General features: G+C 67.6%; 20 protein-coding genes and 4 pseudogenes. 10 read left to right on the top strand and 14 right to left on the bottom strand.

The features are described 5' to 3' along the window. Positions 1 to 210: 210 nt before the first annotated feature. Positions 211 to 2,733, bottom strand: a complete 2,523-nt coding sequence (locus tag ACWCXX_RS34590) for an excinuclease ABC subunit UvrA (RefSeq protein WP_451134265.1) — start codon at positions 2,731 to 2,733, stop codon at positions 211 to 213. Between the two features lie 23 nt (positions 2,734 to 2,756). Further along, positions 2,757 to 3,290 (bottom strand): pyridoxamine 5'-phosphate oxidase family protein, encoded by a 534-nt coding sequence (locus ACWCXX_RS34585; RefSeq protein ID WP_318219352.1) that lies wholly within the window; start codon positions 3,288 to 3,290, stop codon positions 2,757 to 2,759. Between the two features lie 146 nt (positions 3,291 to 3,436). On the opposite strand from ACWCXX_RS34585, the pseudogene ACWCXX_RS34580 reads away from it, so the two are divergent. Both ACWCXX_RS34580 and ACWCXX_RS34575 read left to right on the top strand, forming a co-directional pair. Continuing rightward, positions 3,437 to 3,631 (top strand): annotated as a pseudogene (locus tag ACWCXX_RS34580) (transposase); the annotation flags it as partial. Positions 3,632 to 3,811: 180 nt separating this feature from the next. After that, positions 3,812 to 4,627 carry a GNAT family N-acetyltransferase gene (locus ACWCXX_RS34575; RefSeq protein WP_451134277.1) on the top strand — a complete coding sequence of 272 codons (816 nt, stop codon included), beginning with the start codon at positions 3,812 to 3,814 and terminating at the stop codon, positions 4,625 to 4,627. A gap of 2 nt (positions 4,628 to 4,629) precedes the next feature. Here ACWCXX_RS34575 and ACWCXX_RS34570 read toward each other — a convergent pair whose 3' ends face one another. Then, a complete protein-coding gene (locus ACWCXX_RS34570) occupies positions 4,630 to 5,190 on the bottom strand; it encodes a hypothetical protein (protein ID WP_451134263.1) in 561 nt (186 codons plus the stop codon). 176 nt (positions 5,191 to 5,366) lie between these two features. After that, a complete protein-coding gene (locus ACWCXX_RS34565) occupies positions 5,367 to 6,476 on the bottom strand; it encodes a hypothetical protein (protein WP_451134261.1) in 1,110 nt (369 codons plus the stop codon). 311 nt (positions 6,477 to 6,787) lie between these two features. Here ACWCXX_RS34565 and ACWCXX_RS34560 point away from each other — a divergent pair, with 311 nt between their 5' ends. Next, positions 6,788 to 7,093, top strand: a complete 306-nt coding sequence (locus ACWCXX_RS34560; protein ID WP_451134259.1) for a hypothetical protein — start codon at positions 6,788 to 6,790, stop codon at positions 7,091 to 7,093. A gap of 188 nt (positions 7,094 to 7,281) precedes the next feature. Beyond that, the gene (locus tag ACWCXX_RS34555; protein WP_451134257.1) at positions 7,282 to 7,710 is read left to right on the top strand and encodes a hypothetical protein; all 429 of its coding nucleotides are present in this window, start codon (positions 7,282 to 7,284) and stop codon (positions 7,708 to 7,710) included. A gap of 134 nt (positions 7,711 to 7,844) precedes the next feature. On the opposite strand, the gene ACWCXX_RS34550 is transcribed toward ACWCXX_RS34555, so the two are convergent. The 8 genes and pseudogenes from ACWCXX_RS34550 to ACWCXX_RS34515 all read right to left on the bottom strand — a co-directional run bounded on the left by ACWCXX_RS34550 (position 7,845) and on the right by ACWCXX_RS34515 (position 17,739). After that, positions 7,845 to 10,502, bottom strand: a complete 2,658-nt coding sequence (locus tag ACWCXX_RS34550) for a DEAD/DEAH box helicase (RefSeq protein WP_451134255.1) — start codon at positions 10,500 to 10,502, stop codon at positions 7,845 to 7,847. 536 nt (positions 10,503 to 11,038) lie between these two features. Beyond that, the gene (locus ACWCXX_RS34545; RefSeq protein ID WP_451134253.1) at positions 11,039 to 11,503 is read right to left on the bottom strand and encodes a hypothetical protein; all 465 of its coding nucleotides are present in this window, start codon (positions 11,501 to 11,503) and stop codon (positions 11,039 to 11,041) included. A 217-nt stretch (positions 11,504 to 11,720) separates the two neighbouring features. Continuing rightward, a complete protein-coding gene (locus ACWCXX_RS34540; protein WP_451134251.1) occupies positions 11,721 to 12,125 on the bottom strand; it encodes a hypothetical protein in 405 nt (134 codons plus the stop codon). Beyond that, on the bottom strand, positions 12,122 to 14,122 hold the full coding sequence (locus ACWCXX_RS34535; RefSeq protein ID WP_451134249.1) for a hypothetical protein: 2,001 nt from the start codon (positions 14,120 to 14,122) through the stop codon (positions 12,122 to 12,124). The genes ACWCXX_RS34540 and ACWCXX_RS34535 overlap by 4 nt, the downstream gene beginning before the upstream one ends. Before the next feature lie 690 nt (positions 14,123 to 14,812). Next, the gene (gene tpg, locus ACWCXX_RS34530) at positions 14,813 to 15,370 is read right to left on the bottom strand and encodes a telomere-protecting terminal protein Tpg (protein WP_451134247.1); all 558 of its coding nucleotides are present in this window, start codon (positions 15,368 to 15,370) and stop codon (positions 14,813 to 14,815) included. 9 nt (positions 15,371 to 15,379) lie between these two features. Continuing rightward, positions 15,380 to 16,423: pseudogene (locus ACWCXX_RS34525) on the bottom strand (telomere-associated protein Tap); the annotation flags it as partial. 78 nt (positions 16,424 to 16,501) lie between these two features. Continuing rightward, entirely contained in the window at positions 16,502 to 17,434 is a 933-nt protein-coding gene (locus tag ACWCXX_RS34520) for an IS3 family transposase (RefSeq protein ID WP_451134245.1), read from the bottom strand. Beyond that, positions 17,410 to 17,739 (bottom strand): transposase, encoded by a 330-nt coding sequence (locus ACWCXX_RS34515; RefSeq protein ID WP_451134243.1) that lies wholly within the window; start codon positions 17,737 to 17,739, stop codon positions 17,410 to 17,412. The genes ACWCXX_RS34520 and ACWCXX_RS34515 overlap by 25 nt, the downstream gene beginning before the upstream one ends. Before the next feature lie 54 nt (positions 17,740 to 17,793). Between ACWCXX_RS34515 and ACWCXX_RS34510 the strand changes: the two genes are divergently transcribed. From ACWCXX_RS34510 to ACWCXX_RS34485, 6 genes and pseudogenes are all read left to right on the top strand, one after another. Beyond that, entirely contained in the window at positions 17,794 to 18,249 is a 456-nt protein-coding gene (locus tag ACWCXX_RS34510) for a SagB/ThcOx family dehydrogenase (protein WP_451134241.1), read from the top strand. A 4-nt stretch (positions 18,250 to 18,253) separates the two neighbouring features. Beyond that, entirely contained in the window at positions 18,254 to 19,480 is a 1,227-nt protein-coding gene (locus ACWCXX_RS34505) for a JmjC domain-containing protein (protein WP_451134239.1), read from the top strand. After that, a complete protein-coding gene (locus ACWCXX_RS34500) occupies positions 19,477 to 20,721 on the top strand; it encodes an MFS transporter (RefSeq protein ID WP_451134237.1) in 1,245 nt (414 codons plus the stop codon). The genes ACWCXX_RS34505 and ACWCXX_RS34500 overlap by 4 nt, the downstream gene beginning before the upstream one ends. Positions 20,722 to 21,074: 353 nt before the next feature. Next, positions 21,075 to 21,936, top strand: a pseudogene (locus ACWCXX_RS34495) (IS5 family transposase). A gap of 134 nt (positions 21,937 to 22,070) precedes the next feature. Next, complete coding sequence (locus tag ACWCXX_RS34490) at positions 22,071 to 23,216, top strand: hypothetical protein (protein ID WP_451134235.1); 1,146 nt, start codon at positions 22,071 to 22,073, stop codon at positions 23,214 to 23,216. Between the two features lie 226 nt (positions 23,217 to 23,442). Next, positions 23,443 to 23,610 (top strand): hypothetical protein, encoded by a 168-nt coding sequence (locus ACWCXX_RS34485; RefSeq protein ID WP_451134233.1) that lies wholly within the window; start codon positions 23,443 to 23,445, stop codon positions 23,608 to 23,610. Here the strand turns inward: ACWCXX_RS34485 and ACWCXX_RS34480 are convergent. Both ACWCXX_RS34480 and ACWCXX_RS34475 read right to left on the bottom strand, forming a co-directional pair. Then, positions 23,607 to 24,110 carry a hypothetical protein gene (locus tag ACWCXX_RS34480; RefSeq protein ID WP_451134231.1) on the bottom strand — a complete coding sequence of 168 codons (504 nt, stop codon included), beginning with the start codon at positions 24,108 to 24,110 and terminating at the stop codon, positions 23,607 to 23,609. The genes ACWCXX_RS34485 and ACWCXX_RS34480 overlap by 4 nt on opposite strands. A 63-nt stretch (positions 24,111 to 24,173) precedes the next feature. Beyond that, positions 24,174 to 24,368, bottom strand: a pseudogene (locus tag ACWCXX_RS34475) (HNH endonuclease); the annotation flags it as partial.

Genomic DNA, 24,368 nt, shown 5'->3' with positions numbered 1-24,368 from the left:
TACCCGATGTGACGTTGATTGGTAGTTGGCGGATTTGATCGGTAGTTGGCGAGCCGTGGTCTGGCGACTGTGAGTTGTGGTCGTGTACGGAGATACGTGGCGGCTCGGGCTTGCCCCGGTCCCGGTGCGAGCCATGCGTGGCCCGGGGCGAGCGGACAGCCGCCGCGGACCATGCATGCGACCCTGCCGGTCGCGCTGGCACGCCGTACGTCAGCGCCGTGCGTCCTCCGAGGCGTCCAGGAGTGGCAGGCCGGCCGCGTACCGGCGCAGGTATCCCGCGGTGGGAGTGTTCGCGCCGGCGACGGTGTCGGGGGCGCCCTGCGCGACCACTGCGCCTCCGTTGGGGCCGGCTCCCGGTCCGAGGTCGATCACCCAGTCCGCGGACGCGGCGACGGGGATGTCGTGTTCGGCCACGACGACGGTGTTGCCGGAGTCGAGCAGCATGTCGAGTGCGTCAACGACCCGCTGGATGTCGGACGGGTGCAGGCCCGAGACGGGTTCATCGAGGATGACGAGGCCGGCCTTGCGGCTCGCCGCGCCGCGCTGGATCGCGGACGCGAGTCTGAGGCGCTGGGCCTCGCCGCCGGACAGCTCGGTGGCGCTCTGGCCGAGTCGGAGGTAGCCGAGCCCGACCCGGTCGAGCGCAGTGAGGGTCTCCGCGAGCTGCCGGGGTTCGGTGAAGACCTCCCCGGCCTCGGCGACGGTCAGGTCCAGCACCTGGTCGACGGACAGCCCCCGGTAGGTGACCTCGAGGGCCTCGGGTCCGTAGCGTCGGCCGTCGCACGTGTCGCACACCACCCACATGTCGGGGAGGAAGTGCATGTCGACGAGCCTGCGGCCGTAGCCGGTGCAGGTCGCGCAGCGGCCGCCGGTGGTGTTGAAGCTGAACCAGGAGGCGTCGACGCCGCGCGCGCGTGCCGTGTCGGTGGCGGCGAACAGTTTGCGGACGATGTCGAACGCCTTGCTGTACGTGGCCGGGTTGGACCGCGGCGTGCGCCCGAGGGGTTCCTGGTCAACCACGGCGACCCAGCCGAATCCGTCGAGTCCGGTCACCGTGCGCACGGTGTCGGCGGCCGTGCCTTTGAGGGCGGCCGCCGCGCCAGCGGCGAGTGCGCCCAGGACGCTGCTCTTGCCGCTGCCGCTGACCCCGGTCAGGCACGTGAGCCGCCCGGCGGGGAGGCGTAGCAGCTCCGCGGCCGCGTTGTGGGCGCGTAGGCCGTGCAGTTCCACCCAGTCGGCGTCATCGCGGACCGGGCGGGGGGTACGGCGCAGCCGCGGCCCGTTGCCGGCCAGGTAGCGGCCAGTGGCCGAGGCGGGGTCGGCGGCGGCCAGGGCGGGTGAGCCGGAGACCAGGACCTCGCCGCCGAGGCGGCCCGCGCCGGGTCCCATATCAACGATCCAGTCGGCGCGGGCGATCAGTTCGGGGTCGTGTTCGACGAGGAGGACGGTGTTGCCGGCTTCGCGCAACTCCAGGGCGATGTCGAGAAGGTGCTTCTTGTCCGCCGGGTGCAGCCCGACGCCGGGTTCGTCCAGGACGAAAATGACGTCGCTCAGTTCGGTGCCGAGCTGAGCGACGAGCCGGGTGCGCTGCAACTCGCCGCCGGACAGTGTGGCGGCGCTGCGGGACAGCTGCAGGTGGGCCAGGCCGAGCCGGTCCAGGAGGCGGAGCCGGCGTCCGAGGTCCTGCAGCAGGGGCCCGCCGACGGTGCGTTGCCGGGTGTCGAGGGAGTCGGCGACGTGCCCGGCCCAGCGGCGGACCTCGCGTACATCCACGTCCAGCAGATCGGGGTAGGTCAGGCCGCCGAAACGTACGGACCGGGCGACCCGATCGAATCCGCTGCCGTGGCAGGTGCCGCAGGGCTGCTTGCGCATGTACGGCAGGTAGCGCTGCTTGGCGTCGGCCGTCCGGGCGTTGACGAACACCCGTTCCACCTCGGCAAGCGCGCCGCGCAGCGGTTGGCTGGAGGTGTAGGTCATACGAGCCGTCTCGTTCTTGTTCGGGATGTCGACGGTGGCCTCGACCGCCTCGTCGCCGGTGCCGTGCAGGACGTCGTGCCGGAACGCCGCGGGCAGCGACTGCCAGGGCCGGCCGAGGTCCACGCCGCGTCTGGCGGCGAGTGCGGGGACGAACACGTGCTCTCCGGACCGCCATTTGGCGTACCAGGGGGAGGCGCCTTCGAAGAGGGGGAGGTCCGGGCGGGTGATGACGAGGTCTTCCTGGGCCTGCCAGCGCCCACCGGCGCCGTGGCAGTCCGGGCAGCTGCCTTCGGGGGTGTGGCGGTCGAAGTGCGCGGTGGTCAGGAGATCGGCGCCGGTGTCCGCGGCCGGGTCCGTGTCCGGGCCGATCCGCGGGAGGCGCGAGTAGAGCAGGCCGAGGTGCCCGTCGATCCCTGTGATGGTGGCGACAGTGGAGCGGGGGTTGCGGTTCAGGCGGCGCTGGTCGACCGCGAGCGTGGCGCCGAGGCCGAGGATGCGGTCGACCTTGGGGCGGTTGCGCTGGGTGATGTACTGGCGTACGAACGGCGAAAGGCCCTCCAGGTACCGCAGTTGGGCCTCGCTGTGCAGGGTGTCGATGGCGAGCGAGGTTTTGCCGCTGCCGCTGACGCCGGTAAAGGCGACGAGCCGGCCTTTGGGGATGCTGACGGACACGTCGCGCAGGTTGTTGGTACGGGCGCCCACGACGTCGATGGTGTCGCGCGTCTTGCCGGCCCCGGCAGCGTGTGGGGTCGGCATGCGCGTGTCCGGTACGGGCGGGGTCACGCCTCGTCCGCCTTCCCGCCGAGCTTGGCGAGGTCGGGGGCGAACACGGCCATCCACTGCGGGTGCAGTCGGTAGAAGACCACGTCATTGTCCCAGTCGAAGGCGTCGTCGCCGTAGAAGTCCCGGAAGTACGCGAGCAGGTCCGGCCAGTCGGCGGCCGGCTCGCCGTCTCGGGGGTTGAGGACCTCCGCGGTGCCGTGTGTGAACACGCCCAGGTCCTCCCCGCGCATGTGCGCGGCGCTGACGGCGGGCCGGGCGGCGAGGTGCCGGGCCTTAGCGGCGCCGCGCGCGGTGCCGAAGTGCCATTTGCCGTGCAAGAAGTGCCCGTCCACGCCGCTGACCCGCGGCTCGCCCTTTGCCGTCACGGTGGACAGCGCAAGCGTGCACATGCCAGTGAGCACACCGGTGAGCTGCTCGGCGGTGAGCGTGCGCTCGCTGCTGATGATCGACCGCAGGTGCGCCGTGGAGCGGGCGAGCGAGGCGTCGAGGAGGGCTTGGAGCCGGTGGAGATCGTCGGGTGTCTCACGCATGAGGGTCCTTGTCTGTCCGTCGTCTCGGCCCGCGCCACCACGACACCGACCGGCACCCCCACTGTCTCCACAAAACTAGACACCTTCTGTCGTATTTCTTGCGGTGTCCTCTGCACCCTGCCATCGGGGTGTGGGCAGGCGTACGGCTGCGGACACCGCGACCCTGCGCCGCGCCCGCGGCTGGGCGGTGCTGGATTGTTCCGGACGGGTTGTGGGAGACCGCCAAGCTGTTGATCCCGCCGTCGAAGGTGCGGCCACAGGTCGGCGGGAGGCAGGACACGCCTGATGAGACGCTGTTCGCGGCGATCATCTATGTGCTGGTCAGTGGCTGTGCCTGGCGGGGACCGTCTCACGCCCGGACTCGCCAACTAACGTTCCATAGACCCGCCAACAAGGAATCAACGAAACGCTCCCACCTTGTGCTTCGGGAGCCCAGCCTCGCCATCTATCGATCCAAGTCACACAGGTGTTCAGGCGAGAGCCGGGCGGGGGAGGGTGTCGGTGACAAGGGGAGGAACGCCGTGGGGAAGAAAAAGAAGAACGGGGCGCGCAAGGGCGCCAGGCGGTCGGGGAATCCGGCGCGCCGCGAGGCGGAGCTGTACTCGGGGAACGTGCTGGGCGAGCGGATGTATGCCGCTTCGGCCCCCAGGGCCGCGGTGCAGCCGGGCGAGGTCATCCCCGTGAGCGTCCCGGAGCTGCCGGAAGGCATCGTGATCCGGGACGCGGCCCGCGCCGACACGGCCCCGCTGGGGCCGGTGATCCGGCTGGCCGACCCGGACAACCCCGACGGGTCATGGCGGGCGCTGCCCTCCGTGATCGGCCAGAGTCTCGATCCGGATAAGCCCACGTACGCGCGGGTGGTGGAGGAGACGTCGTCCGGCGCGCTGGTCGGCGGCGTGCTCACGCTGCCAGCGACGTGGGCCTTCACCCACCCCATGCTCATCGGATCGCCCAACGTGCACACCATCGCCGGTCTGGTCGCCTGCCTGGACTCCCTCGCGGTGGTCGAGCGGTGGCGCGGCCAGGGCGTCGCACGCGCCCTGGTGGCCGAAGCGGAGAAGGCGGCCGGCTCACATCAGGCCGGGAAGCTGGGTGCGGCCGTCCTGTATGCCACGCACGAGCCGGAGCTGGCGGACTTCTACGCCGGTCTCGGCTTCACCCTCTCCCCCGACGGCATCAGCATCCCCACCCCGGCCGGGTTGATCTGCCACGGCCCGACCAAGGGCTTCCGCTTCTCGGTGAAGCCGCTGCGCACCGGCATCCAGATGGAACCCATGGCCACCCCGTACGGACGGCAGCTGGGCGTCCGTGGTGTCCTGCCCGTCCCTGCGCGCTGACGTCAGCGGCGGGTGACGGTGTAGCCCGCGTCGTTGACGGCGCGGGTCCACACGTCGCGGTCGAACCACTTGGTGATGTTCGGCTGCATCTCGGTGATGGTGCGCATCCTCGCTTCCCAGTCGTGTCCGGCCGGGCCGCGGCTGCCGTCGCAGCCGGTGCAGCCGTCCTCGCCGTGGATGTGGCCAGCCATCCAGGCGTTGACGGCCACGTTGATGATGACCGCGTACAGGTCGCCGCCGGTCTGCGCCAGAGAGTCCGGCACCCCGGCGAGGACCAGGGCGAGCTCCGGGTTGTCGATCGGCGGCATCGGGGCCTGCCCGACATCCTTCTCGCTGCAGCTCTCCTCGTACGACGCCACACTCCGCGCGAGCCGGTCGGCCGTGATGGAGGCGTCGAAGTACCGCCAGGCGGAGCGCACCTGGATCCTGAGCCGCTCCGCCACGGTGGGGATCTGCTTCTCGATCGTGTCCTCCACGGTCGCCGGCGCAAGGGTCACCCCCCGGCGGGCCAGCTCCGCGAGCGTCTGGGCAACAGCTTCCTTGAACGCCTTCGTGTTCCGCACCACCGCATCGTAGGTGCGCCGACGTGGCCCCCGGACGGCTTCACCAGCATCGGCTGGGCAACGAGCGAGCTCCGGGCTGCAAGAGGTCGGTCAAGGACTCGCGGCCTGTTCGGGGCGGAGAAGCACGAACTCGATGTGCGCTCGCGTGGCCGACGCAGATCTTGCTGGGGGTCAGGTCAACTGGTGGAGCCGCTGCGCCGCCTCCGGGGGGAGAGCCGTGCCGCTGCTTCCTGCAGTGCGCGTAAGCGAGCGCCTTCCTCGATTGCTTGCTCGAACTTCGCTACCTGTGCGGGCAGCATTGAACGGATACCGTCGGTCCGTTCGGCCTCCCAACGGGCTTTGGCCTTACTACGAGGTTCGAAGAGGGATCGGAACTTGGCGACGTCGACACCTCGATGGAAGTCCTCGAGGATCTGGTCAAGAGCCTGCTTGTCGGAGAGCCCGGCCTCCGCCGTACGCTCCTCCATCAAACGCAGCAGCACGGCTCGCAAAGCGTTGTCCGTGTCGACGATGAAGTCGTGGTTCTTGAGGAGGTCGCCGTGTCGGGGACGCATGGCCTGTGGGTGGCGACTGAGCAGTCGGTGGATCGCTCGGTCCTCTGCTGAGGCGGAACCCTTGCCTTCGCCCAGTCTTGTCATCGCTTGCGTGACGGACGAACGTCGTCGTCGGCTGTCTAGGAATTCCCTGATGTTCAGGTCGAAGGACGTCACGAGGATGTCAGCGGTGGTGATGTAGGACGAGAACATGGTCGGGAGGTCCTCGTCCAGTTCGAGATCCTGCAGGACGCTGCTGGTGACTTCATCGAAGTCGCTGATGATCGAGGCCATCCGGTAGAAGCGGTAGCGGTCGAATGGCGCCGCGGCGTCTGCTGCGACGCTGCGCAGGAACGTCCGGATGTCGTCCGAGGCGTCCGCCCCCATGGCGATCATGAGCGCTGCGAAGTACTGCTCGATCTTGGAGTGGATGGCGAGAACGTGCGCGGCGGGCGATTTGGCGGGCGTGCCGTCGTCCAAGGGCGCGTTGAGCCCGGCGAACTCTGCCCGGATCTCGGGAGGTTTTGGCACACCGTCGGAGTCCTGAGGCCAGTTCAGAACCAGCGGGTGCTCGTGTGCCCAGCGCGTTCGCTGGTCCTGCCACGCGCGTGCGGCGTCGTACAGAACCTCGAACTCCGCGCGGGATCCCTCCAGGTACTCGACGACGGCCAGAGTCATCCCTCTGCCCTCCAGCCTGCTGGTGAAGAGCCCGCCGAGGCTCTGGTAACTCAGAGCACGCGCGATCGTCTGCATCGACGGATTCCCGGCCCGCTCGCGGAGGTCCCTCAGGGCCTTGATGAGGTCCCGAACAGGACCAGGTTCAGCGGTGATCGCAGAGCGTGAAGCCCTGCCGTTGCTCTTAGGCATGGTCCCCCTCCGGTACGGGTCGCCAGAGTGCCCGATCTGCGCCGCGGTGCGCCAATCCAAACTAACCCCAACCAAAAACGTGCAGCTCAGAGGCTCCAACCTCCCATACGAGGGTCAGGATCGAGGTGGCCGCACAACCTCGTACGGCCCTCCACCGAAGGCGGCCTTCCAGGGCTCGCCTCGACCTAAGGAAGATCATGCTCACGACATTGTTTCCCCTTTTGCTCAGCACGCCGATTGCCGACGGGCCGATCGGATACGCCGTCTTGGGACTTCTGGCGACGGTCGTCCTGGCCTTCCTCGTCCTGGGGCTGGTGGTCGTTCTCTCGAAGAACGAGCGACGCCGAACTCGCGCGCTCCAGCTCGTCCAAGCCCTGTCCGGCAGCGGGCAACGGCTTAAGCAGAACAGCAGCAACGCATCTGATGCCGACCTGGGTTCGCCGAATCCCGTGCCACAACAGCGACAGAAGCGCCGGCCGCGGCGACGTTCCGCGCGCCGGTAGGCAGCTCAAGGCGCAGCGGGCAGCAGCCGCAGGCGCGTTGTGAGGCACCCCGGATAGCGAGCGAGCCCCGGACCTGCATTGGTCCGGTGTGACTGAGTGTTTGAGTTGGCGGCTTGAGGCGTGCCCGGGAACGTCGGCTTCGAGAGCGGTCCTGGTGTCGGAAAGCGGGCCGGGCTAGCTTCCTGGGTATGACTGACCAGTTCGACGCCCAGCTCGACAAGGCCCTGGACAATGTGCGCGACATGCTGCCGGAGAGTGCCTTGCTCCGCCTGGAGGCAAAGCTCCGCCAGATCCACGCCGAACGGCCCGACTTGGAGGGGCGGGAGGTTGTGAACATGGCCTTCGACGTCCTCGAGGGAGAGAAGATCGACGCCCACCTTGCCATGGAGGAGGCACGTGCGCGGGTCGATGAAGCGGCTGCCGCCGAAGCTCGCCTCGCGTCCATGCAAAGGATCGCAGAACGCTCGGCCGAGCTGGACGCTGTCGAAGCCCGGTACCCCGGGAGGGCCACCATCGCTGAGGCGCTCGCCGACGCCGGGATCTCGTGGGCCTACCTCGGTCTGAGCGAAGAGGACGGCGCCCTCGCCGAGGAGATCCGCCGAGGGTTTGGAAAGTAGGAACCCTGTTCGACAACGGTGTGACTGAGTGCTTCGGCTCGCCAGGTGTCCCGACGCTCGGGCGCTCAGTCCGCCGACTCGCACGCTCATCCGCTACCTGAAGCGCTGAGTCAAGTGCGAGCGAGTCTGGGCCTTTACGGGCGGATGGGGTCTGCGGTCACAGCTTCCTTGACGTAGGAGGGCAGCACCTGGCTGGTGCGCAGGGCCTCCGCGACCACGGCGTGCAGGTCCTCGCCCTCGACGCCGGCCGGGGCGGCGTTGCGGATCCGGGTCCATGCCTGCGTCGCCCGTACGGCGAGCGCGAGGATCGTGTCCGGGGAGACAAGGTAGAGGTGGGCCTCCGCGGCGGGCACGGCCAGGTCGCTTACCATCCCGCGGGGGGAGACGACAAGGCTGATACTGTCGCGCGGCGGCTCGTCGACCTGCTCGTCGCTGGCGAGTTGTCGGAGCTGGCTGTTCGACTGCCTGATGTACTTGAGGCTGACGCCTCCTTCGGACTTCTGCTCGCTCTTGGCCTCGACCGTGAGCCACCAGGATGGCCACAGCCACGCCGCGTCCGTGCGTCCCTGACCTGTCGGCTTGAACGAGCGGGCCCCTAGCAGTTCCCCGAGGGAGACCAGCCCCGCCTCGTACTTTACGGAGTACTGCTCGCGTAGGTTAGCCAGCATCTCGTTGGCGAACATGTCGAACTTGGCGGCCGTCTTTAGCTTCGGGGACGACCGGTAGGCCTCGGCTACGGCTGCTACGGCTTCGGTGTCCAGGACGCCGAGTTCTGGCGCAGCCACCGTGTGCCCTTCGATCTCCCGCAGCCACGTGGTGCCGAAGGCGGCCTTGCGGGCCCGCTCCAGGAGTTGCTCGGCCCGCGCTGTCGCGCCCGGGGCGTCGGCTGCCAACCGGGCCCAGACTGATCCGAGGTAGGCCCACATCGCCTGGTAGGGGCGCAGCTCTTCGCCAGTCAGGAGGTCGAGGACTTGCACCGCGCTGCGGGAGGCGGTGTCCCAGTCCTCTTGCCAGGCGGCCTGCCAGGCGTTGACCTCGTGTTCGGCGCTTGCGGCCAGCTTGCCCACGTAGTTGGGGGCTTGTTTGGCGCACTCGGAGCGACGCTCGACGATGTCCGGCTCGGCGTCGTGCTGCCACATCTGGTCGCGGTCGAGGGCGCTGCGTGCCAGGGCGACGAGATCAGACGGGGGTACTTCGCTGTTGTCGCGGCCAAAGGCGATCTCGGCCTGGAGCTCGGGTGGAAGTCCTTCGCGGACGTCGAGGCGGGAGAGGAAGCGCTGGAGTTCGCGTCCGGTGACGATGACGAGTGCGAAGTCGCGGGGTCCGCGGGTGCAGCGGCCCGCGCCCTGGATGACGCGGGTGCGGACCCGTTCCAGGGCCACGCGGCCGGCGCGCAGTCGGGACTGGAGGAACTGATCCTGGAGGTGGAGGGCGTCGGGGAGGTCGTGCATCAGGATGATGTTGCACGACTCGTCGGGGAGGTCCATGCCGTCGAACCGGCTCGGGGCGAGCAGCATGCCCCGGTCGGCGGTCTTGAACGGTTGGAGGCCGTCCAGGGTGTCGCCGGGTCGGAATCGTTCGGTCTGTGGCACCCCTAGGGTGTCGGCGATCATCGTGGCCGACTTCCCGTCGGGTGTCAGCACCACGCATTTACCGCGCAGGCCGATCAACCGGCCGACCAGGCCGCCCTTGTCCGCTGGATTGGCCGACGCCTCGGCAGGACCGATTTGCGCGGCTGGCTGGTTGGTGTCGGCCAAGCGCAGACCGCCGGGGCCGAAGGGGTCGTTGGTCGACTCCGCCAGATCGGGGAAGACGAAGAAGCGTCGGCCGCTGCCGATGTTCTCCCACTCCGGGGGCGCCGCGATCCGGGTGATCTTCGGGCGGCCGAAGGCTCGCTCCAGCTCGCCGCCTTCACCGAGGGTCGCCGAGAGGTAGATCCGCTGCTGCGGGCCCATGAACGGGGTGTGGGCGAAGGTCGGCGGGATCATCGGCCGGATGTACCAGCCTTGCGGGCTGACGTAGAACAGACAGGCACGCAGCTGCGAGCGGATCATCTTGAACCGGTACGAGGCGTTGCCGGCCAGGGTCGACAGGACACGGTCCAGCTCGACGGCGTGCTTGGCGACGGTCGGCACCGGCACAAGTCGTACGTCCGTGCCGCCGTACGGGTCAGTCAGCCGGGTCACCAGGTGGGGATCGAGGTCGTCGCCGAGCACGTCCAAAAGCGAGGTGAACTGGCTGGCGGTGGTCGGGATGTCCACTGCCCAGGCCTCGGCAACGAAGCTTTCGGCGGCGTGCGCGTCGTCGAACAGCAGGCTCTGCGCGTTCGGAAAGGCCGGGTTGGTGTTGAACACGTGGCTGTAGACGGTCACGGCCACAACCTCGGCGCCCTCGTAGCGGGCCAGGTCCCGGTCGTCGAAGTCGGAGCGCGAGCCGGTGAACAGGGCGGCGGGGACGCCCTGGGCCCGGGCGGCCGCCCAGACCTGGTGGGCGAGCTGCTTGGTCGGGCAGGCGTAGACCGAGCGGTGCTTGTAGTAGCGCCGCCTCCAGTCGGCGATCAGCAGGCCGACCAAGGTCTTCCCGGAGCCGGTCGGGAGCTCCAGGGCGACGTCCGACTTGTTCAGGTGTGCGGGTGAGGCGTAGGCGCGCAGTATGTCGGCCTGGTGCGACCACAGAGCGCCGTGGCTGGTGGCCGTTCGTGGGAGTACTCCGAACAGCGCCTCCGGCGTTGGCGGCGCCGTAACCTGCTTCGCCCGCTGTCGGAACCGGACCGGCTGCTTGTTGTCGTCCACGCTGACCCCCTCAACGCCGGATGGCCGACGCGCACGTACTGCTCGACACAGTGATCGTAGTCCCGCTTTGCTCGGCCGCTGGCAAAACATAGGGACCAGGGAGGTCAGTCGACGGGCGGACCGAGGCTGGGCGCCCATGTCCTTCTTCAGCACAGCAGCTACGACGGCGCTCGTCTGCGGCAGCGGGCGCGCGAGGGCTGGGAACAAAGCCGACTGCTCAACCGGCCAACCCAACAGCTCACTGGCCAACTGAAGCGCTCAGTCACATCCGGTGTGACTGAGTGCTTCACTTGGCGAGTTGAGCGTTGGCCGGGCAGGGTATCGGCGGAACGGTATATACGGTGATGGCGCCGGTAGAGGAACGAAGGGACTGGCCCTACCTGCTCGTGAGCTTCACTTGCGCGGCGCACGGTGGGCCTGCGGGGAGGCGGGTCGCGTTGCCAGAGTTCGATGATCGATCCGCGGCGCATCAGCGCGAAGTGGCGGCCGCTGCGGTCGAACTGGATCGCGAGGACGTCCTCGGTGGTCCCGATGCTCTACGTGATCTTGCCGGTGGTGATGTCGACGATGCGTACGACGGGGTTGCCCAGGACGATGACGGCTACCTCGTTCGGCGCCGGACCGGGGGCGATCATGACGTCCGGCTTGCCGTCGGGCAGCAGGGGCCCAACGTTGAACTTCGCGAGTTCCTGGCCGGTGCGCGGCTCCCAGCGCTGCACCACCCTTCCCGAGACGGTGAGGATCTTTCCTTCGGTGTCGAAGAAGTGGGCGAAGCCCCATTTCCAGGCATCCCCTGCAGGCAGGGCCGGTCCCAGAATGGACGGTTCGGGCACGAGCAGGGACGGGGGCTCGGCTGCCCTGATCGAGGTGACCTCCCTCAGGGTGGCGACGTCGCGGACGGAGACCACGTTCTTCGCCTCCCGGTCGGCGAGCAGGGTGCCGTCCCGGCTGAACTTCACGGGGCCGTCGAATCCGGGCTTCCAGTAGGGCCGGGGCAGCACCAGCTCACCGGCTCAGGATGCCGCGCGTACGTCCCACCCCCCTTGAACGTGGTCGGATACAAGATCATCCCATCCTGTCCGTCATCCGGGGACGTACTCACCACGTGTGTAACTCCACTCCTCCGTCACACGACCGTGCGGCCGCGCGAGGGTACGTGCGAATCAGCGTCCAAACGTCGCGTCCCGGGGGCGGTTGTCCCACCCCCGGGACGGATCGTCAGTGGCGACGCCAGCGGCGATTGACGAGGGAAACGCCGAGGCGAGCGGCCACCGTACGTTCCAACTCACCAACCACGACAGCCGGGGTATCGGCGCGGAGCGGCAGCACCCAGTAGGCCGACCACTCCTCCCGCTTGGACCTGGACTCCGCCATGTGCTGACGGATACGAACCGAAGCGGCGCCCCCGCAGAGCGCCCGCTCGGGTCGGGTCCGTCCGCAGTAGCAGGCCACGCCCTCTCCGTTCACCGGGATGTAGATGGCACGACGCTCGTTCCCGCTGTCCTCCCCGATCCAGATCGGAGAGTCCCGGTACTCCTCCAGCCAGGGGCCTACCAGGCTGGCCAGCACGGGGTAGCGCTCGGGCGTCATCGTGGCGACGCCCTGCCACACCAGGGCGCTCACCAGCTGTCCGACAGGGGCTCCGACTCGGCGATCTTGCCGAGGCGAGCGGTGATGCCCGCGAGGATCCCGAACGTCGACTCCACCTCGAGCCAGGCGATCTTGTCGTCAGTGCCGTTCTCGTCGCGCATCTCGATGAGGTCCATCAGCCGGTCCTTCGCGGTGAACACCGCCTCCTGGAACCGGGTGAGGCTCGCGGCCTCCTTGGCGGCGGGGTTGTTGCGCTCCGCCTCGGAGGTGAAGCCGTGCCGGACCGCCTGGCGCAGGTAGGCGTTGAAGGTGGAGGTCGCCCAGTCCGACGGCTGCTCGACCAGGGACTTGGACTCGCTGTCCCACCAGCGCAGCGGCCGGCGGGCCCGAGACCGCTTCACGGCGTCGGCCAAGAGCTCGCGGCCCGGCCCGGTCTCCAGGAGGCCCTTGATGATCTGCCCGACGCTGGTACGGGCGATGGTGGTGCCGACCGTCTCCTCGGCCGAGCCAGCGGCGGCCCGCAGGTGACCGGTGACCACCAAGGCGACCATGCCGAGCACGCCGAGCACGAGGGCGGCCTGGGTGTCGTTGGCGTGGGCGCGGTCCCGGAGGCCGTCGATGGCGTGGTCCGTGGCGGCGTTCTCCACCGTCCACTCGGTGTCGACCAGGTCCTGCCACAGGCAGCCGGTGTCCAGCGCCTTGCGGATCGAGTCCAGGTGCTTCGGCGTCTCGACGCTCGCCGAGTACGAACGCAGTCCCAGTTCCACCACCGGCCCGTTGCGGTGGCTGAGGTAGAGACCAGTCTTACCGAGCTGGGAGCGCACGAGGCGGTTGAAGGCGTGCCCCTTGCGGGTGAGCTCCTGGACGATCTGGGCGAAGCGAAGGTCGGGCAGGTCGTCCAGGCCAAGCAGGCGCATCCCCTCGGGCACCTGCTCGCGGCCGATCAGAACGTCCCGGCGCGCCGTCGCCAGGTCCTTGTCGGGCTGCCCGCCATCCAGCAGGCCCTCGTCGTAGAGGGCCGTCGCCATCTCCTCGGCGACGACGGCGTGCTGGGAGCCGGCGGAGAACTTCTTGGCGGACACGTTCATGCGCACCAGCACGCTGCGGACAGCGGCGGGGAAGCGCTCCATCCCGCGCTGCGGGTCGTCGTCCTCGTAGCCGACGATCACCTGGACCGGCACGGTGAGCGCGTTGAGCGCGATCGCCGCTTCGTTCCGCTCCCGCTGGTCCGCCTCGGTACCCTTCGGCGGCTGCGCCAGTCGCTTGTGGGCCACCTTGGCGATCTTGCGGACGAGCTCACGGCGGGCAACGAGCGGCAGTCGCATGAGGTACGAGGGCAGCAGCCGGATCCGGGTGTGGTCGCGGGCGTCGCCGGTCAGCCATCCGCGCTCGACCGGCAGGAGCACCAGGCAGGAGATCAGCCGACAGTTGCCGTCCACGGCCGTGTAGTCCTCGCCGACCGAGTCGGGGGAGCCGGTGAAGGTCGCCGGCACCAGCGTCAGCGAGCGCTCAACGATGCGCTCCCCTACGTCCTGCGGGTTGTCCTTCTGCACGGCGATCGCGGCCCGGTCCACGGCCTCCATCACGGCCTCGAACGCGTCGCCGTGGACCAGCGTCGCGTACCGGTCGTGCGGGGCCGGCATCGACAGTGCGAGTCGGCCGCGGGGCGCCTTGGGGTCGGCGGCGTAGCTCGCGTCCGCGAGCAACCGGTCGTTCTCCACCGCAGGGGAGATCATCGGCGCGTACGCGCGGAAGTTCAGCGTCGTCAACCAGCCGAACGGCGTCCGGTGCCGCTCAGCCCGGCTGAGCTCGAGCTCCTGGGGGTCGGTGGCCAGGTGGGCGAGACGCTCGATGTGGCTGGGGCTAAGGAGAACTCCGCCGAGCTTGCCGAGCTGGGTCTGGGCCTTGGTCGTCTGGCTGACCGGCGGGACACGGTGCTCGAACTCACCGTGGTCGTTTCGGAATCCGCTGACCGGGATGACCTGGATCTCACGGGTCTCGCCACGGTCCGGCTTGGAACTGCTGCTCATGGGGCGCCTTCTTGGATGGCCGGCGTGTAGTACGCCGGCGTTGGCCGCGCGTCACGCGGCGCCATCCGGGCTGCCACGCACCCACTCCGCCTCTGAAGAACCTCAGTCCGTTCAGGGTTTCGTAGCGTTGTCACGTCGGTCAGCGGCAGTTCGAGTGCTCTACGTGTGTGGCGGCGAGGCCGTCGCAGGCGGAGAGGAGCCCAAGTCGTGCGGTTGCAGACCTCGGTCCGCGCGCGCAGGCGTTTGCCCGCCGCAATCAACGGCGTCGGCCGCACCCTACCGGTTCGCTGACCATCGCTCAAAGTGGTTTTACTGGACTCCTTCTGACGCACCGGCAGATGCCGTGCGACTCCAGGCTCACTAGCTGCGCAAACTCGAGAGACCGGCCCGGCTCCCACGTCCGGAGCGCCCAGGCTGCCTTCCTCGAACCCGCGAGCTGTCCCCGGCCACCCGGTCCCGAGTCGGGGCGAACGGGGCCTGAGTGGCAGGATCAGGGCAGGGGGCTCCGCCCGCACACCATTGCCTGCGGGCGCGATACCCAAGGCCGCACTCCGAGGAGTGCAGCTCTCTAGCATCACGACCCTCTGACCAGGGGAAATGGCGGCGCTCAACTGGCTAGATCGAACGCTCACTGGCCAACTGAAGCGCTCAGTCACATCCGGGGCTCGCGGGCTGTTCGGGGCGCGGCTGCTAGAGGTCGAACTCAAGGTGCTCGATGTCCGTGAACCGGACCTCCTCCAGGCTGCCGGCGCGGCGGCCGCCGTCCTGGAAGTACACCTCCTTGAGTGCTTCGGCCGCGATCTCCTGGAGGCGGGCGTCGGTGGCGCCCTGCTCCTGGGCGTCGAAGAGGCGGGCGGCGTGGACGGGCGGGAGGGCGACGGTCAGGTGCCGGATGCGGTCCTGGTCCGTCGACCCGATCGGTGCGGTGTAGCCCATGCGGGCGCGGGCCTCGATGACGATGCCGCCCGTGCTTGCCGCCTTGGCCCTGGCCTTGGCCCTGATCTGGGGCTGCCAGCGCTTCTTCACCTCGCGCTCCAGGCGCGCGGCGAGGTCGTGGCGGGGCTTTTTGATCTGGTTCTTCACGTACCGCTCGACGGTGCGCTGGGAGACCCGCAGCATCTGGGCGACCTGCTTGGTGCCGCCCATCTGCTTGACCAGGTACCGCATCTGCGGGCCCGCGTGCTTGGGCGCCGGGCGCGTGAACGCCTTCTGCACCGCCTTGTCGAGGCCGTCCCCGAACAAGCTCATCGCCCTCTCCTACTCTCCGTTGTCGGCGCCGGTGACGGTGCCGTCCTTGATGTACCGGGCGAGGTTGAGCTCCGGCGCGTCGAACCGCTCGCGGACCTCCTCACCCCACAGCACGGACTGCGTGCCCTCGTGCTTGACCAGGCCCGGGTTGATGCCGAGCTTGAAGCCGCCGGGCAGCGGCTTGCCCTCCTGGTAGGGCAGGAAGTCCAGCGGCGAGGGCCCGTTGGCGGCGTAGACGACGCAGTCCGACAGGATCGCGACCGGGTACTGCCCGGTGAAGGCGGCGTGGCGCACGATCTTGCGGTGCAGGTTGATCCGGGTGCGGGAGATGACCGCCGCGCGGATGTCCGGCCGCCACGTCGGACGGGACAGCGCGCGCCACGGCTCGCCCGGCCGCCACCCTTCGCCGCGGGGCCGCTCGCGCAGCTTGCCGATGCCGCCCTTGACCGTCGCCTTGATCGCCGTGGTGACGATCGTCAGCTCCGGGTCGCGGTCCTTGTAGCCGTCCATCGCCGTCAGGAAGTCCTCGGGTGACAGGTCGGCGTCGACGCCGAGGTCGGCCATCGTGGCGAGGTAGGCGTCGCGCAGCCGCTGGTACCAGCCGTCCAGGTAGCGGCCGTTGTCGTACCGGACCCACGCCTCGGTCGGGCGCACCTCGTAGCCCAGCTCCACCGCGTACGCCACCGTCGGGGTCGCGTACCAGGCCGGGCCCTCGGGGGTCTCGCCCTTCGGCGTGAACGGGCTCGGCAGCAGCGACCCGTCGAGCTCCACCCACTCCTTGCCGACCTTCACCCGGGACAGGTCGACGTGGCTGAGGTCGACCAGCCAGGAACCGGGCAGCTTCGGGTCGAACACCGGGTTCGTGACGTGCGTCGCCTCCCCGAGGCCGACGTTCAACCCGTTGGCACCGGCCCCGAAGGCCATGTTGACGTCGATACCGACCAAATAACGCAGGGTGCACTCCGCGTCGGTCATCGGCCGCGCCCAGTCGTACGCCTCCTCGAACAGCTTCTCGCCAGGGCCGCGGACGTGGAACCGGGGCAGGTCCTTGATGTCCCTCCCCTCGTAGCGTGGAGTCCGTGATTGCAGGGGAGGTTGGGGTTGTCAATCCCCTCGGGTTGTGGAGAACTTTCAAGCGGCCAGCTCCACGGTGGGGTCGGCCTGGTGGTCTCGTTCGTAGTCGATCGGGCTGTGGTACCCGCACACGCTGTGTAGTCGTCGGGTGTTGTAGAAGCCGGTGATCCAGGTTGCGATCCGCAGCCGGGCCTCGGTGCGGGTGGTGAACGTGTGCCGGTGGACGTACTCGACCTTGAGCACGCTGTTGAACGCCTCGCTGACGGCGTTGTCGAAACACGACCCGACGCGGCCCATGGACTGGGTCACGCCCAGGCGGCGACAGGCCCGGCGAAAGCGCCGGGAGACGTATTCGCTGCCGCGGTCGCTGTGAAAGATCACGCCCCTGACGTCCCCGCCGCGGGTGGCCGTGGCCATGTTCAGGGAGGCGACGACGAGCTCGGCGTCGTGACGGGCGCCCCTCGCATAGCCGAGCAGCCGGCGCGAGAACAGGTCGATGACGGTGGCCAGGTAGAGCTTGCCCTCACCAGTGGTGATCTCGGTCATGTCACCGCACCACACCTGGTCCGGAGCTGCCGCGGTGAAGTCACGACGCACGAAGTCCGGCGCCGCCGGCCGTTTGCCGGGCCGGGTCAGCCCGCGCCGGTGGCGGACCTTCCGTCCGGCCAGGCCGAGTTCGGCCATGAGGCGGGCCACGGTGTTCACCGAGACCCGCCAGCCCGCGCGGACCAGAAGGAGCCAGACCTTCGGGGAACCGTAGGTGCCGCCGGAGCCCTCGAAGATCCCCGTGATCGCGTCGGCCAGCTGTCCCCGCCGGACTTCACGCGCGGTGGCGGGCCTGTCGCGCCACTTGTAGAACCAGGACTCCGACACTTCCAGGACCTGGCAGGCCAGACGGTGCGGGACGCGGTGCTCGGTCCTCTGGTTACCGATGAACACGGCCAGGGCGGCCGGGTCCGTCCCGGTCACTTCACCCAGAGGACCATGCATCGCTTGAGGACATCACGCTCCATCTCCAGCTCGCGTATCCGCTTGTTCTTCTCCGACATCTCCCGCCGTAGCCGCTCCAGCTCGGCGCGCTCGGCCTCGCGCATCCGGCCGCCCGGCGCGGGCTCGTCCGGCCGGCCGGACGACGCCGACCCGTTGCGCCGCCACCGCGACACCCAGCTGTGCAGCGTGCCGGAGTGGACGCCGAGCTCCTCGGCCACCTCAGGGATCGGCCTGCCCGTCTCGATCACTATGCGCACAGCACCCTCACGAAACTCAGGCGTGTACGTCCGTTGCTTGGACCCCATGAACCCCAACCTCCCCTGCAATCACGGACTCCACGCTACGAGGGGAGGGACAATGTGGCTGTCCTCAATGTCGAAGGCATCCAACCCGGTCTCTATCACTACTCTCCGGCTGACCATTCTTTGGTCGCTTTGCGCGAGGAGGTCACTCGTGAGACTGTCCAGCGGCTTGCCTTCGGACAGCACATGGTCGGTGCTGCAGGATTCGTATGCTTTCTGACCGCGAAGATCGAACGCGCGGCGTACAAGTATCGCCAGGGACGTATCCTTCGGGCTTTGTTCCTCAACGCGGGACACCTTGGGCAGACCTTCCTGCTGACCGCGACGGCAGCCGGACTCGGCCCCTTCCAGACCGACGCCTTCCGGGACAGCGAGATCGAGGAGTTCCTGGGTATCGACGGGATCTCCGAGACCGTGCTCTACATACTGGGAGCAGGGATTCCAGCGGGCCGAACTGACGGCCTTCCACCACAAATCCCGATCGCATCGGCACCTACGCCCGGCTGGGAGTAAAAGAATGGCTAAGAGTGACGTCCTCTCCTCCTGTTTCGTGTTGCCCCACCAGGAGTTTTTTGCGCGGATTTTCGGCACAGCACCGTTGCACACAACGGCCAATGCGCTGGGGCAGCATGCTGAGGTACCGATGACCGCGCGCGAAGTGGAGGAAGTACTGACTTCCTCGGGCCTACGGACCCGCTCGCTGCGAGTCGTCCGGAACGACGACTACTTGCCCGAGGAAAACTACGGCCGTCCGGCGCCCGGCGATGCGCCGGGCTCACCCCCCTACGTCGACCCTGACAAGGTCCGGCAGGCCATCCTTGGAGGGTATTCACTCATTTTGCGCTCGGTGCACCGCTACTCGCCCCGGGCGGGTTCTTTCGCGCGGCGGCTTGCAGGGCAGCTCGGCCATCCTGTGACCATGAACGTGTTTGTCACGCCCCCAGGCAGTCACGCGGTGAGCACTCACTTCGACTACGATGACGTGTTCGTTTTTCAGTTGTCAGGGGAAAAGAACTGGAAGATCTGGGATCCGCCGATTCTCAGTCCGCTACCAAGTCAGGCGTGGACCAAGTTTCACGACCAGCAGCGCACGGAAATCCTTGCTTCTCTGGGGAAGCCGCAGGAGTTGACCCTCCGCACAGGGGACGTACTGTACCTCCCAAGAGGGTTCCTGCACGGGGCTGAGTCCGTCGATCACGCCTCTGTTCACCTGACTGCGGCCATGGCTCCGATTACCAGAGTCGATGTGCTTCATCAGTTAGTCGAAGCCCTGGCCGCCGAGGACGAATGGCTTCGGGAAGCTGCGCATGTCGCCGAGTTCAATGGAAGCGACGCTCGTGAAATATTCACGAATTTGGCCCAGCTTACGCCGTTTGACGACATAGCAGCAAAGGCCAGATGGAAGCTGCGGCAGCTCGCGTGGGCAGATCTGCCACCGCAGCCACTGACCGTTCTGCCGCAGGCCAAGCAGGTCCCAGAGTTCCAGCACGAGCCGGACAGGTACCAGCTGCGCGAGGGTCTAATATTTGACCTCGTGACCAAGGAAAACGACGTCTGCTTTCGCACGCCTGAAACAGAGATCAGCATCCCCGGCAGGTTTGCCCCAATGCTGGACCGAGTGCTGAACGGTGAAGGATTCAGCACTGCGGACCTCACGATGATCGAATCCGACGCAGAATCTGAGGACGCAGCGGCCCTTGTGCAGGCCCTGACGGAATGCGGCGTGCTGGTTGTGGCGCAGTGACAGGGGCAAAAGGTCGGCTTGCCATCCTTATGCCGCCCGCCGGCCAAGCGCGCACCTTCTCCTACGCAGTACTCGTCGACAGTCTCGGCACTGGCCTGTATGTCGTGTTGGCCCCGCTCTTTCTCACGACTCAAGTCGGCCTTTCCGCAGGGAATGTGGGCATTGGACTTGGGACCGCTGGTCTCGTCGGCTTGCTGGCCGCAGTTCCCGTCGGAAAAATGGCAGACCGCCGGGGTGCACGCAAGACTCTTTTGATCATGTACGGAGCGCAGGCTGTCAGTGCTGGGGCCATCCCGTTCGTGGCAAGCCTTCCGACCTTCACCGTCGTCGCCTGCATCGGCGCACTGTCCGCCCAAGGAGCCCGCTCGGCACAGGGAGTATTGATTGCCGAAATTGGAGGTCAGCAACGTGTCCGGTACCGGTCACAGCTGACAGCGTTGTCAAACGTAGCGGTCGCCATCGGCTCAGCATTCGCAGGTCTGGTGATCAATGCGGACAGTCGATCTGTGTTCGTTGCGGCCCTCCTGTTGAACGCCCTGAGCTTCGCCGCCGCGGCAGGCATCCAATTACTCACGGTCTCCGGCACCGCCGATCCGGTCGGCAGGCGAGGACTAGAAAATACTGCTCGTTCGGTCCTTCGGGACTTCCCGTACGTCATGCTCACCGCGGTTCACGGCGTACTGTCCATCAGCCTCCAGGTGATCTCCCTTGGCCTTCCCTTGTGGATCTACCGGACCGGCGCTGGCCCTGCCTGGCTGGCTTCCGTAGTTCTCACGCTGAACACCGTGGTGATTGTTCTGTTCCAAGTCCGTGTGTCGCAAAGCGCCTCCTCCCTCCCCGCAGCAGGTCGCCTGCTGCGGAATGCCGGACTGCTGTTCCTGCTCGGATGTTCTCTGCCAGCCCTTACCTCTCACGGACGGTTCGATGCACTTCTGCTGCTTGGTGCAGCCCTCGTGATCACCGTAGGAGAAATGCTGGCGACAGCCGGGGGGTTCGAGGTGTCCATGACTCTCGCTCCAGAAGGACACCGGGGCCAGTACCAAGGCTTCTTCAACCTGGGGTTTGGTGCCTCCAAGGCTGTCGGACCCATTCTCGTGACGTTCCTTTGCATCGACCACGGACCGGCCGGGTGGGTACTACTCGGCGTCATACTCTGCTTTCCGGCGCTTGCAGTGCCAGCAGTCGTACGCTTGGCGGAACGAGTGGAAGCACGGTCTACTCCCGCGAACCCTGCCGTGTAGATCCGTCAACCAAAGCTGGCAGCATGCCTGGGATTTCGCTCGTTCTTACTGTGTCGTGAACGTGGTGCACCGGTTGGGTGGCGACGCCGCCTCCCACCTGCCGTGCCGAAGAGCGCCCAAAGGCCCTGCGACGTCGACCCAGCCGTCCCCCACACGGGTACTGCCACAGAGATCCACGACCCGACGCAATCCCTTGATACGCCGCCTGAAGTGTCAACTTCGTAGCGCCGACCCCAAGTTGACCAGCAATCACACCGTACTCATCTGATTACACTGCGCAGCCACCCAGTTGACTGTGATGGGGAATCCGTATGAGTTTTACAGACCAGGACGTGTACGAAGGACGTCGGCTGATGGACGACGGCCGGGAGAACCGGCTGGTGATCGGCGACAAGCTACTGTCTGTCACGGCCGTGGGCCAGGATGGCGCGGGGTCAAGGCCCGTGGCCGCTCATCCATTGGGCTGCCACCGTCCCCGCATCCCCGACCGGGTCGTGTTCGACAAGCTCCTGGCCCGCCTCGTGCTCGGAGGCACCTACCAGCAGCATGCCGACCACACCTGCTCGGCAACCACGATGAGGGCCCCGGCGGGATGAGTGGATCGCCAATGGCCTCTTCGAGCGGCTGCACCGGCTGGCGCTCGAGGCATACGACCAGGCCATCGGCCTCGACCTTGAGAATCTCGTGGCGGACGGTTGCATCGTGAAAGCCCCTGGAGGTGGCCAGAACACCGGGCGCAGCCCGGTGGACCGAGGCAAGAGCGGTCTGAAGCGTTCGGTACTGGTCGACGGCGGGGGCTTGCCGTTGGGGTGGGTCCTGGCTGGCGCAAACCGCAACGACTCACCGCTGTTGCGTCCCACCCTGGAGACCCTGCGCCTGTTCGGGTTCCATCTGCCACCGTCGATCACAGTGCACCTGGACGCCGGCTACGACTCACAACCCACCCAGGTACTGCTGGAAGAGCTGGGCTGCGCTGGGCGGATCACCCCGAAGGGGCAGTTCGTGCCGATCAACCACACCCACCGGTGGGTGATCGAACGGACCAACTCCTGGCACAACCGGGGGTTCAAGGCGTTAGCGATCGTGACCGACCGGCGCGCGGTGGTGCAGGACGCGTGGGTGGCGCTGGCCAGCGCGGTCATCGTGATCCGCAGGCTGCTACGCCGGGCCTGGACGGCCTACCGGTGGGATGCCCGCCCTGCCCGACGCCCCTGACCTATCCGCGCGATCTCTAACTGGGGCGTTCTTTCGCCACTGGTTGGCGCAACAATCAGCCAGCCCCCGCCCATCCACCGTATTGTTTTCGGATTCCCTTGCTGCCAGCCGGATACATCACCCAAAATGCCCGAGTGGCTACCTTAGAGGTGATCATTGCAACGGCTGGCGTGCTTGGTGGTGCCGGCATCACCGCGCTCGGTACGGCACTTGTCCAGCGCTCCACCCGGAGGTCGACTGAGCAGAAAGAGTCTCTGGACCGGCAGGTACAGGCCAGGGCGCAGGCACTCGAAGCAACAGTGGTTGCGCGCACAGCTTCCAGGTCCTGCGCACTCTTCCTCGGACACACTCTCCAGGATCTGGAGGCCGACCGCTCGATCGACATAGGCCTCTTCGACACCACGCTTCGCGAACTGCTGGCTGAAGTGAACACGGCGTTCTTCCGTATGGCCGCCACCGAAGCCGACCTCGTCGACACCCAGCCCCTGGCGAACGTTCGCACCTCCCTCACAGAGACCAGCTCCCTGGTCCGGAAGGTGCTCTTGCAAAAGGCGGCCGGTCAGCGGCTCGAATGGTCTGTGGCGCAGCTGTCCGCACTTGTCAATAAAGCAGCAACGGACGTCAACTTGTTGATGCACAGCCAGGCCGTCCATCTCCGAGGCTCCGCCACGCCTGAGGTATTCAGCGGAAGCTACACACATCCCCAGACTCCTGAGGCGCCCCAGGCGTTCCCTTTTCCCTTGCTACCACCACCCGGCCCCACCGGTGAGCATGGCGTGTTCCCCTCGCCACCACCCGGCCCCACTGGTGAGCGCGGCAGGCTCGCCGAAAGGTACGCCGCATTGCCCAGGATGCCTGTCGAAACCGACTGGCGGCGCGCGTCCGCTGAGACGTACGGCGTGTCTCCCAGGAGGCATGACGAGTCCAGCTCACCGCGATCATCCCGCGAGACCGACGGGCATGGTGTACCTTCCTCGCCGCCGTCATCCCGCGAAACCATCGGGCGCGGCTTGCTTCGCCCAACGCCGCCCACCGCAACCGAAGCACGCGCCATGTTCCCCGTGCTGCCTCCAGGCGCGGAGAACCCCTTCTGGTTCACTGTGCCCAGGCAACGTCAGCTCAGGTCGAGCATCGGCGTGCCCATCCCCCTTGAGCCTGGGGTCTGGTACCTCGCTCTGTCTTGGGAGGGCGACGCACTGGATGTCCTGATGCAGGATGGCCGGCGCGGGCTCCTCGACGACACCAGGGACATTGGGCGAACCTGGCCGGCAGCTTGGTGAGATGTGGCGTCAGGCAGCACTCGCTGGTCGAGGCGCCACAAGCTGTGCATCCCCGCTGCATCCCGATGCGTCGCCCACGCATGTTCGCCGTGGCGTCTTGGCGAGCGGGGCATCCACGATCACCGGCTGCCTCTGCCTCGGGAAGGCCGAAATCCCTCTGCATAACGATCAGAACTTGAGAGGGTGTCACCGCACGAATCGGAGCTGAGGTACGGAGCGGAGCGTCTTGATCATCCTGGACACGAACATCCTCAAGTCGACCTCGTTGCGCGGCCCCGCTGCGGACGTGCTGCGCGCTATCCGGGCTGCCGACGGGGAGCGCGTGGCAGTGCCGTGGATCGTCATGGAGGAGATCGCCGCACAGGAGGCTCTGACCTATCAGCGCAAGCACTAAGCGCACGCGAACTGTTCTGCTGCCCGCCTGCGTTCCTCGGCACGCCGCGCGTTCTCAGCCTGCTCCGCCTCCTGTTGCCTGCGCAGCTCCGCTTCCTGCGCCCTCTGTTTCTCAAGGATCCGCTCGTATGCTTCCGGGTGAGCCGGGCATGGCCGCTCGTTCCCCACGAGGTTCCAACGGCATGCCGTGTTTCGGGCCGTGGGCGCTCCGCAGCGGTTCTCCTCATTGCCGGGCCCGTGGTGGGGGCAGGGCTCGAAGCGTGTGTCGATCCTGCATGGCCTGCCCGTGGTCGCGCCGATGACCCGGCAACGGCCCGGCCGCATGGCGGCCTCGCCCTCACGCGCCAACTTCTCTGCAATGGCCGGCCAGTCATCGGAGTCGACCTGGCTGCGCCACCACTCTGCTGTGCCGTGCAAAGAGACCCATCCCGCGTCGTCCACCCGGAACCGGGGCGCGGGCAACGCCTTGGCCACCTTCACCGTGCCGTGTGCGTCATCCACATGGAACTCCTGTGATCTGCGATCACCAGGGCCGCCCGGAAAGCCGGACGGCCCTGGTGCCGGTCAGGGGGCGGGGGTGTAGGTGACGGCGGTGCCGCCGCAGCCGGCCGCGATGTCCAGGAGCCGGTCCTTCTCGAGTTCGTCGACGGTCAGGTCCCAGCGGAGTTTGGTCGCGGTCCATTCCGCCGCGTAGCGGCACAGTGCTCCGGGGGCCGGGGGGAGCCATTCGGCGGGGTCCTGGTCGGCTTTGCTGCGGTT

Source organism: Streptomyces sp. NPDC001732 (genome assembly GCF_053596315.1).
The sequence above is the reverse complement of the archived record's forward strand: the minus strand, read 5'-3'. Positions and strand labels throughout refer to the sequence as shown.

Bases quoted from the DNA above. Each gene is read 5' to 3' on its own strand.
- ACWCXX_RS34560 (WP_451134259.1), top strand. From the start codon at position 6,788: ATGCTCACGACATTGTTTCCCCTTTTGCTCAGCACGCCGATTGCCGAC.
- ACWCXX_RS34585 (WP_318219352.1), bottom strand. From the start codon at position 3,290: ATGCGTGAGACACCCGACGATCTCCACCGGCTCCAAGCCCTCCTCGAC.
- ACWCXX_RS34520 (WP_451134245.1), bottom strand. From the start codon at position 17,434: ATGCATGGTCCTCTGGGTGAAGTGACCGGGACGGACCCGGCCGCCCTG.
- ACWCXX_RS34515 (WP_451134243.1), bottom strand. From the start codon at position 17,739: ATGGGGTCCAAGCAACGGACGTACACGCCTGAGTTTCGTGAGGGTGCT.
- ACWCXX_RS34555 (WP_451134257.1), top strand. From the start codon at position 7,282: ATGACTGACCAGTTCGACGCCCAGCTCGACAAGGCCCTGGACAATGTG.
- ACWCXX_RS34590 (WP_451134265.1), bottom strand. From the start codon at position 2,733: ATGCCGACCCCACACGCTGCCGGGGCCGGCAAGACGCGCGACACCATC.
- ACWCXX_RS34565 (WP_451134261.1), bottom strand. From the start codon at position 6,476: ATGCAGACGATCGCGCGTGCTCTGAGTTACCAGAGCCTCGGCGGGCTC.
- ACWCXX_RS34535 (WP_451134249.1), bottom strand. From the start codon at position 14,122: ATGAGCAGCAGTTCCAAGCCGGACCGTGGCGAGACCCGTGAGATCCAG.
- ACWCXX_RS34505 (WP_451134239.1), top strand. From the start codon at position 18,254: ATGGCTAAGAGTGACGTCCTCTCCTCCTGTTTCGTGTTGCCCCACCAG.
- tpg (WP_451134247.1), bottom strand. From the start codon at position 15,370: ATGAGCTTGTTCGGGGACGGCCTCGACAAGGCGGTGCAGAAGGCGTTC.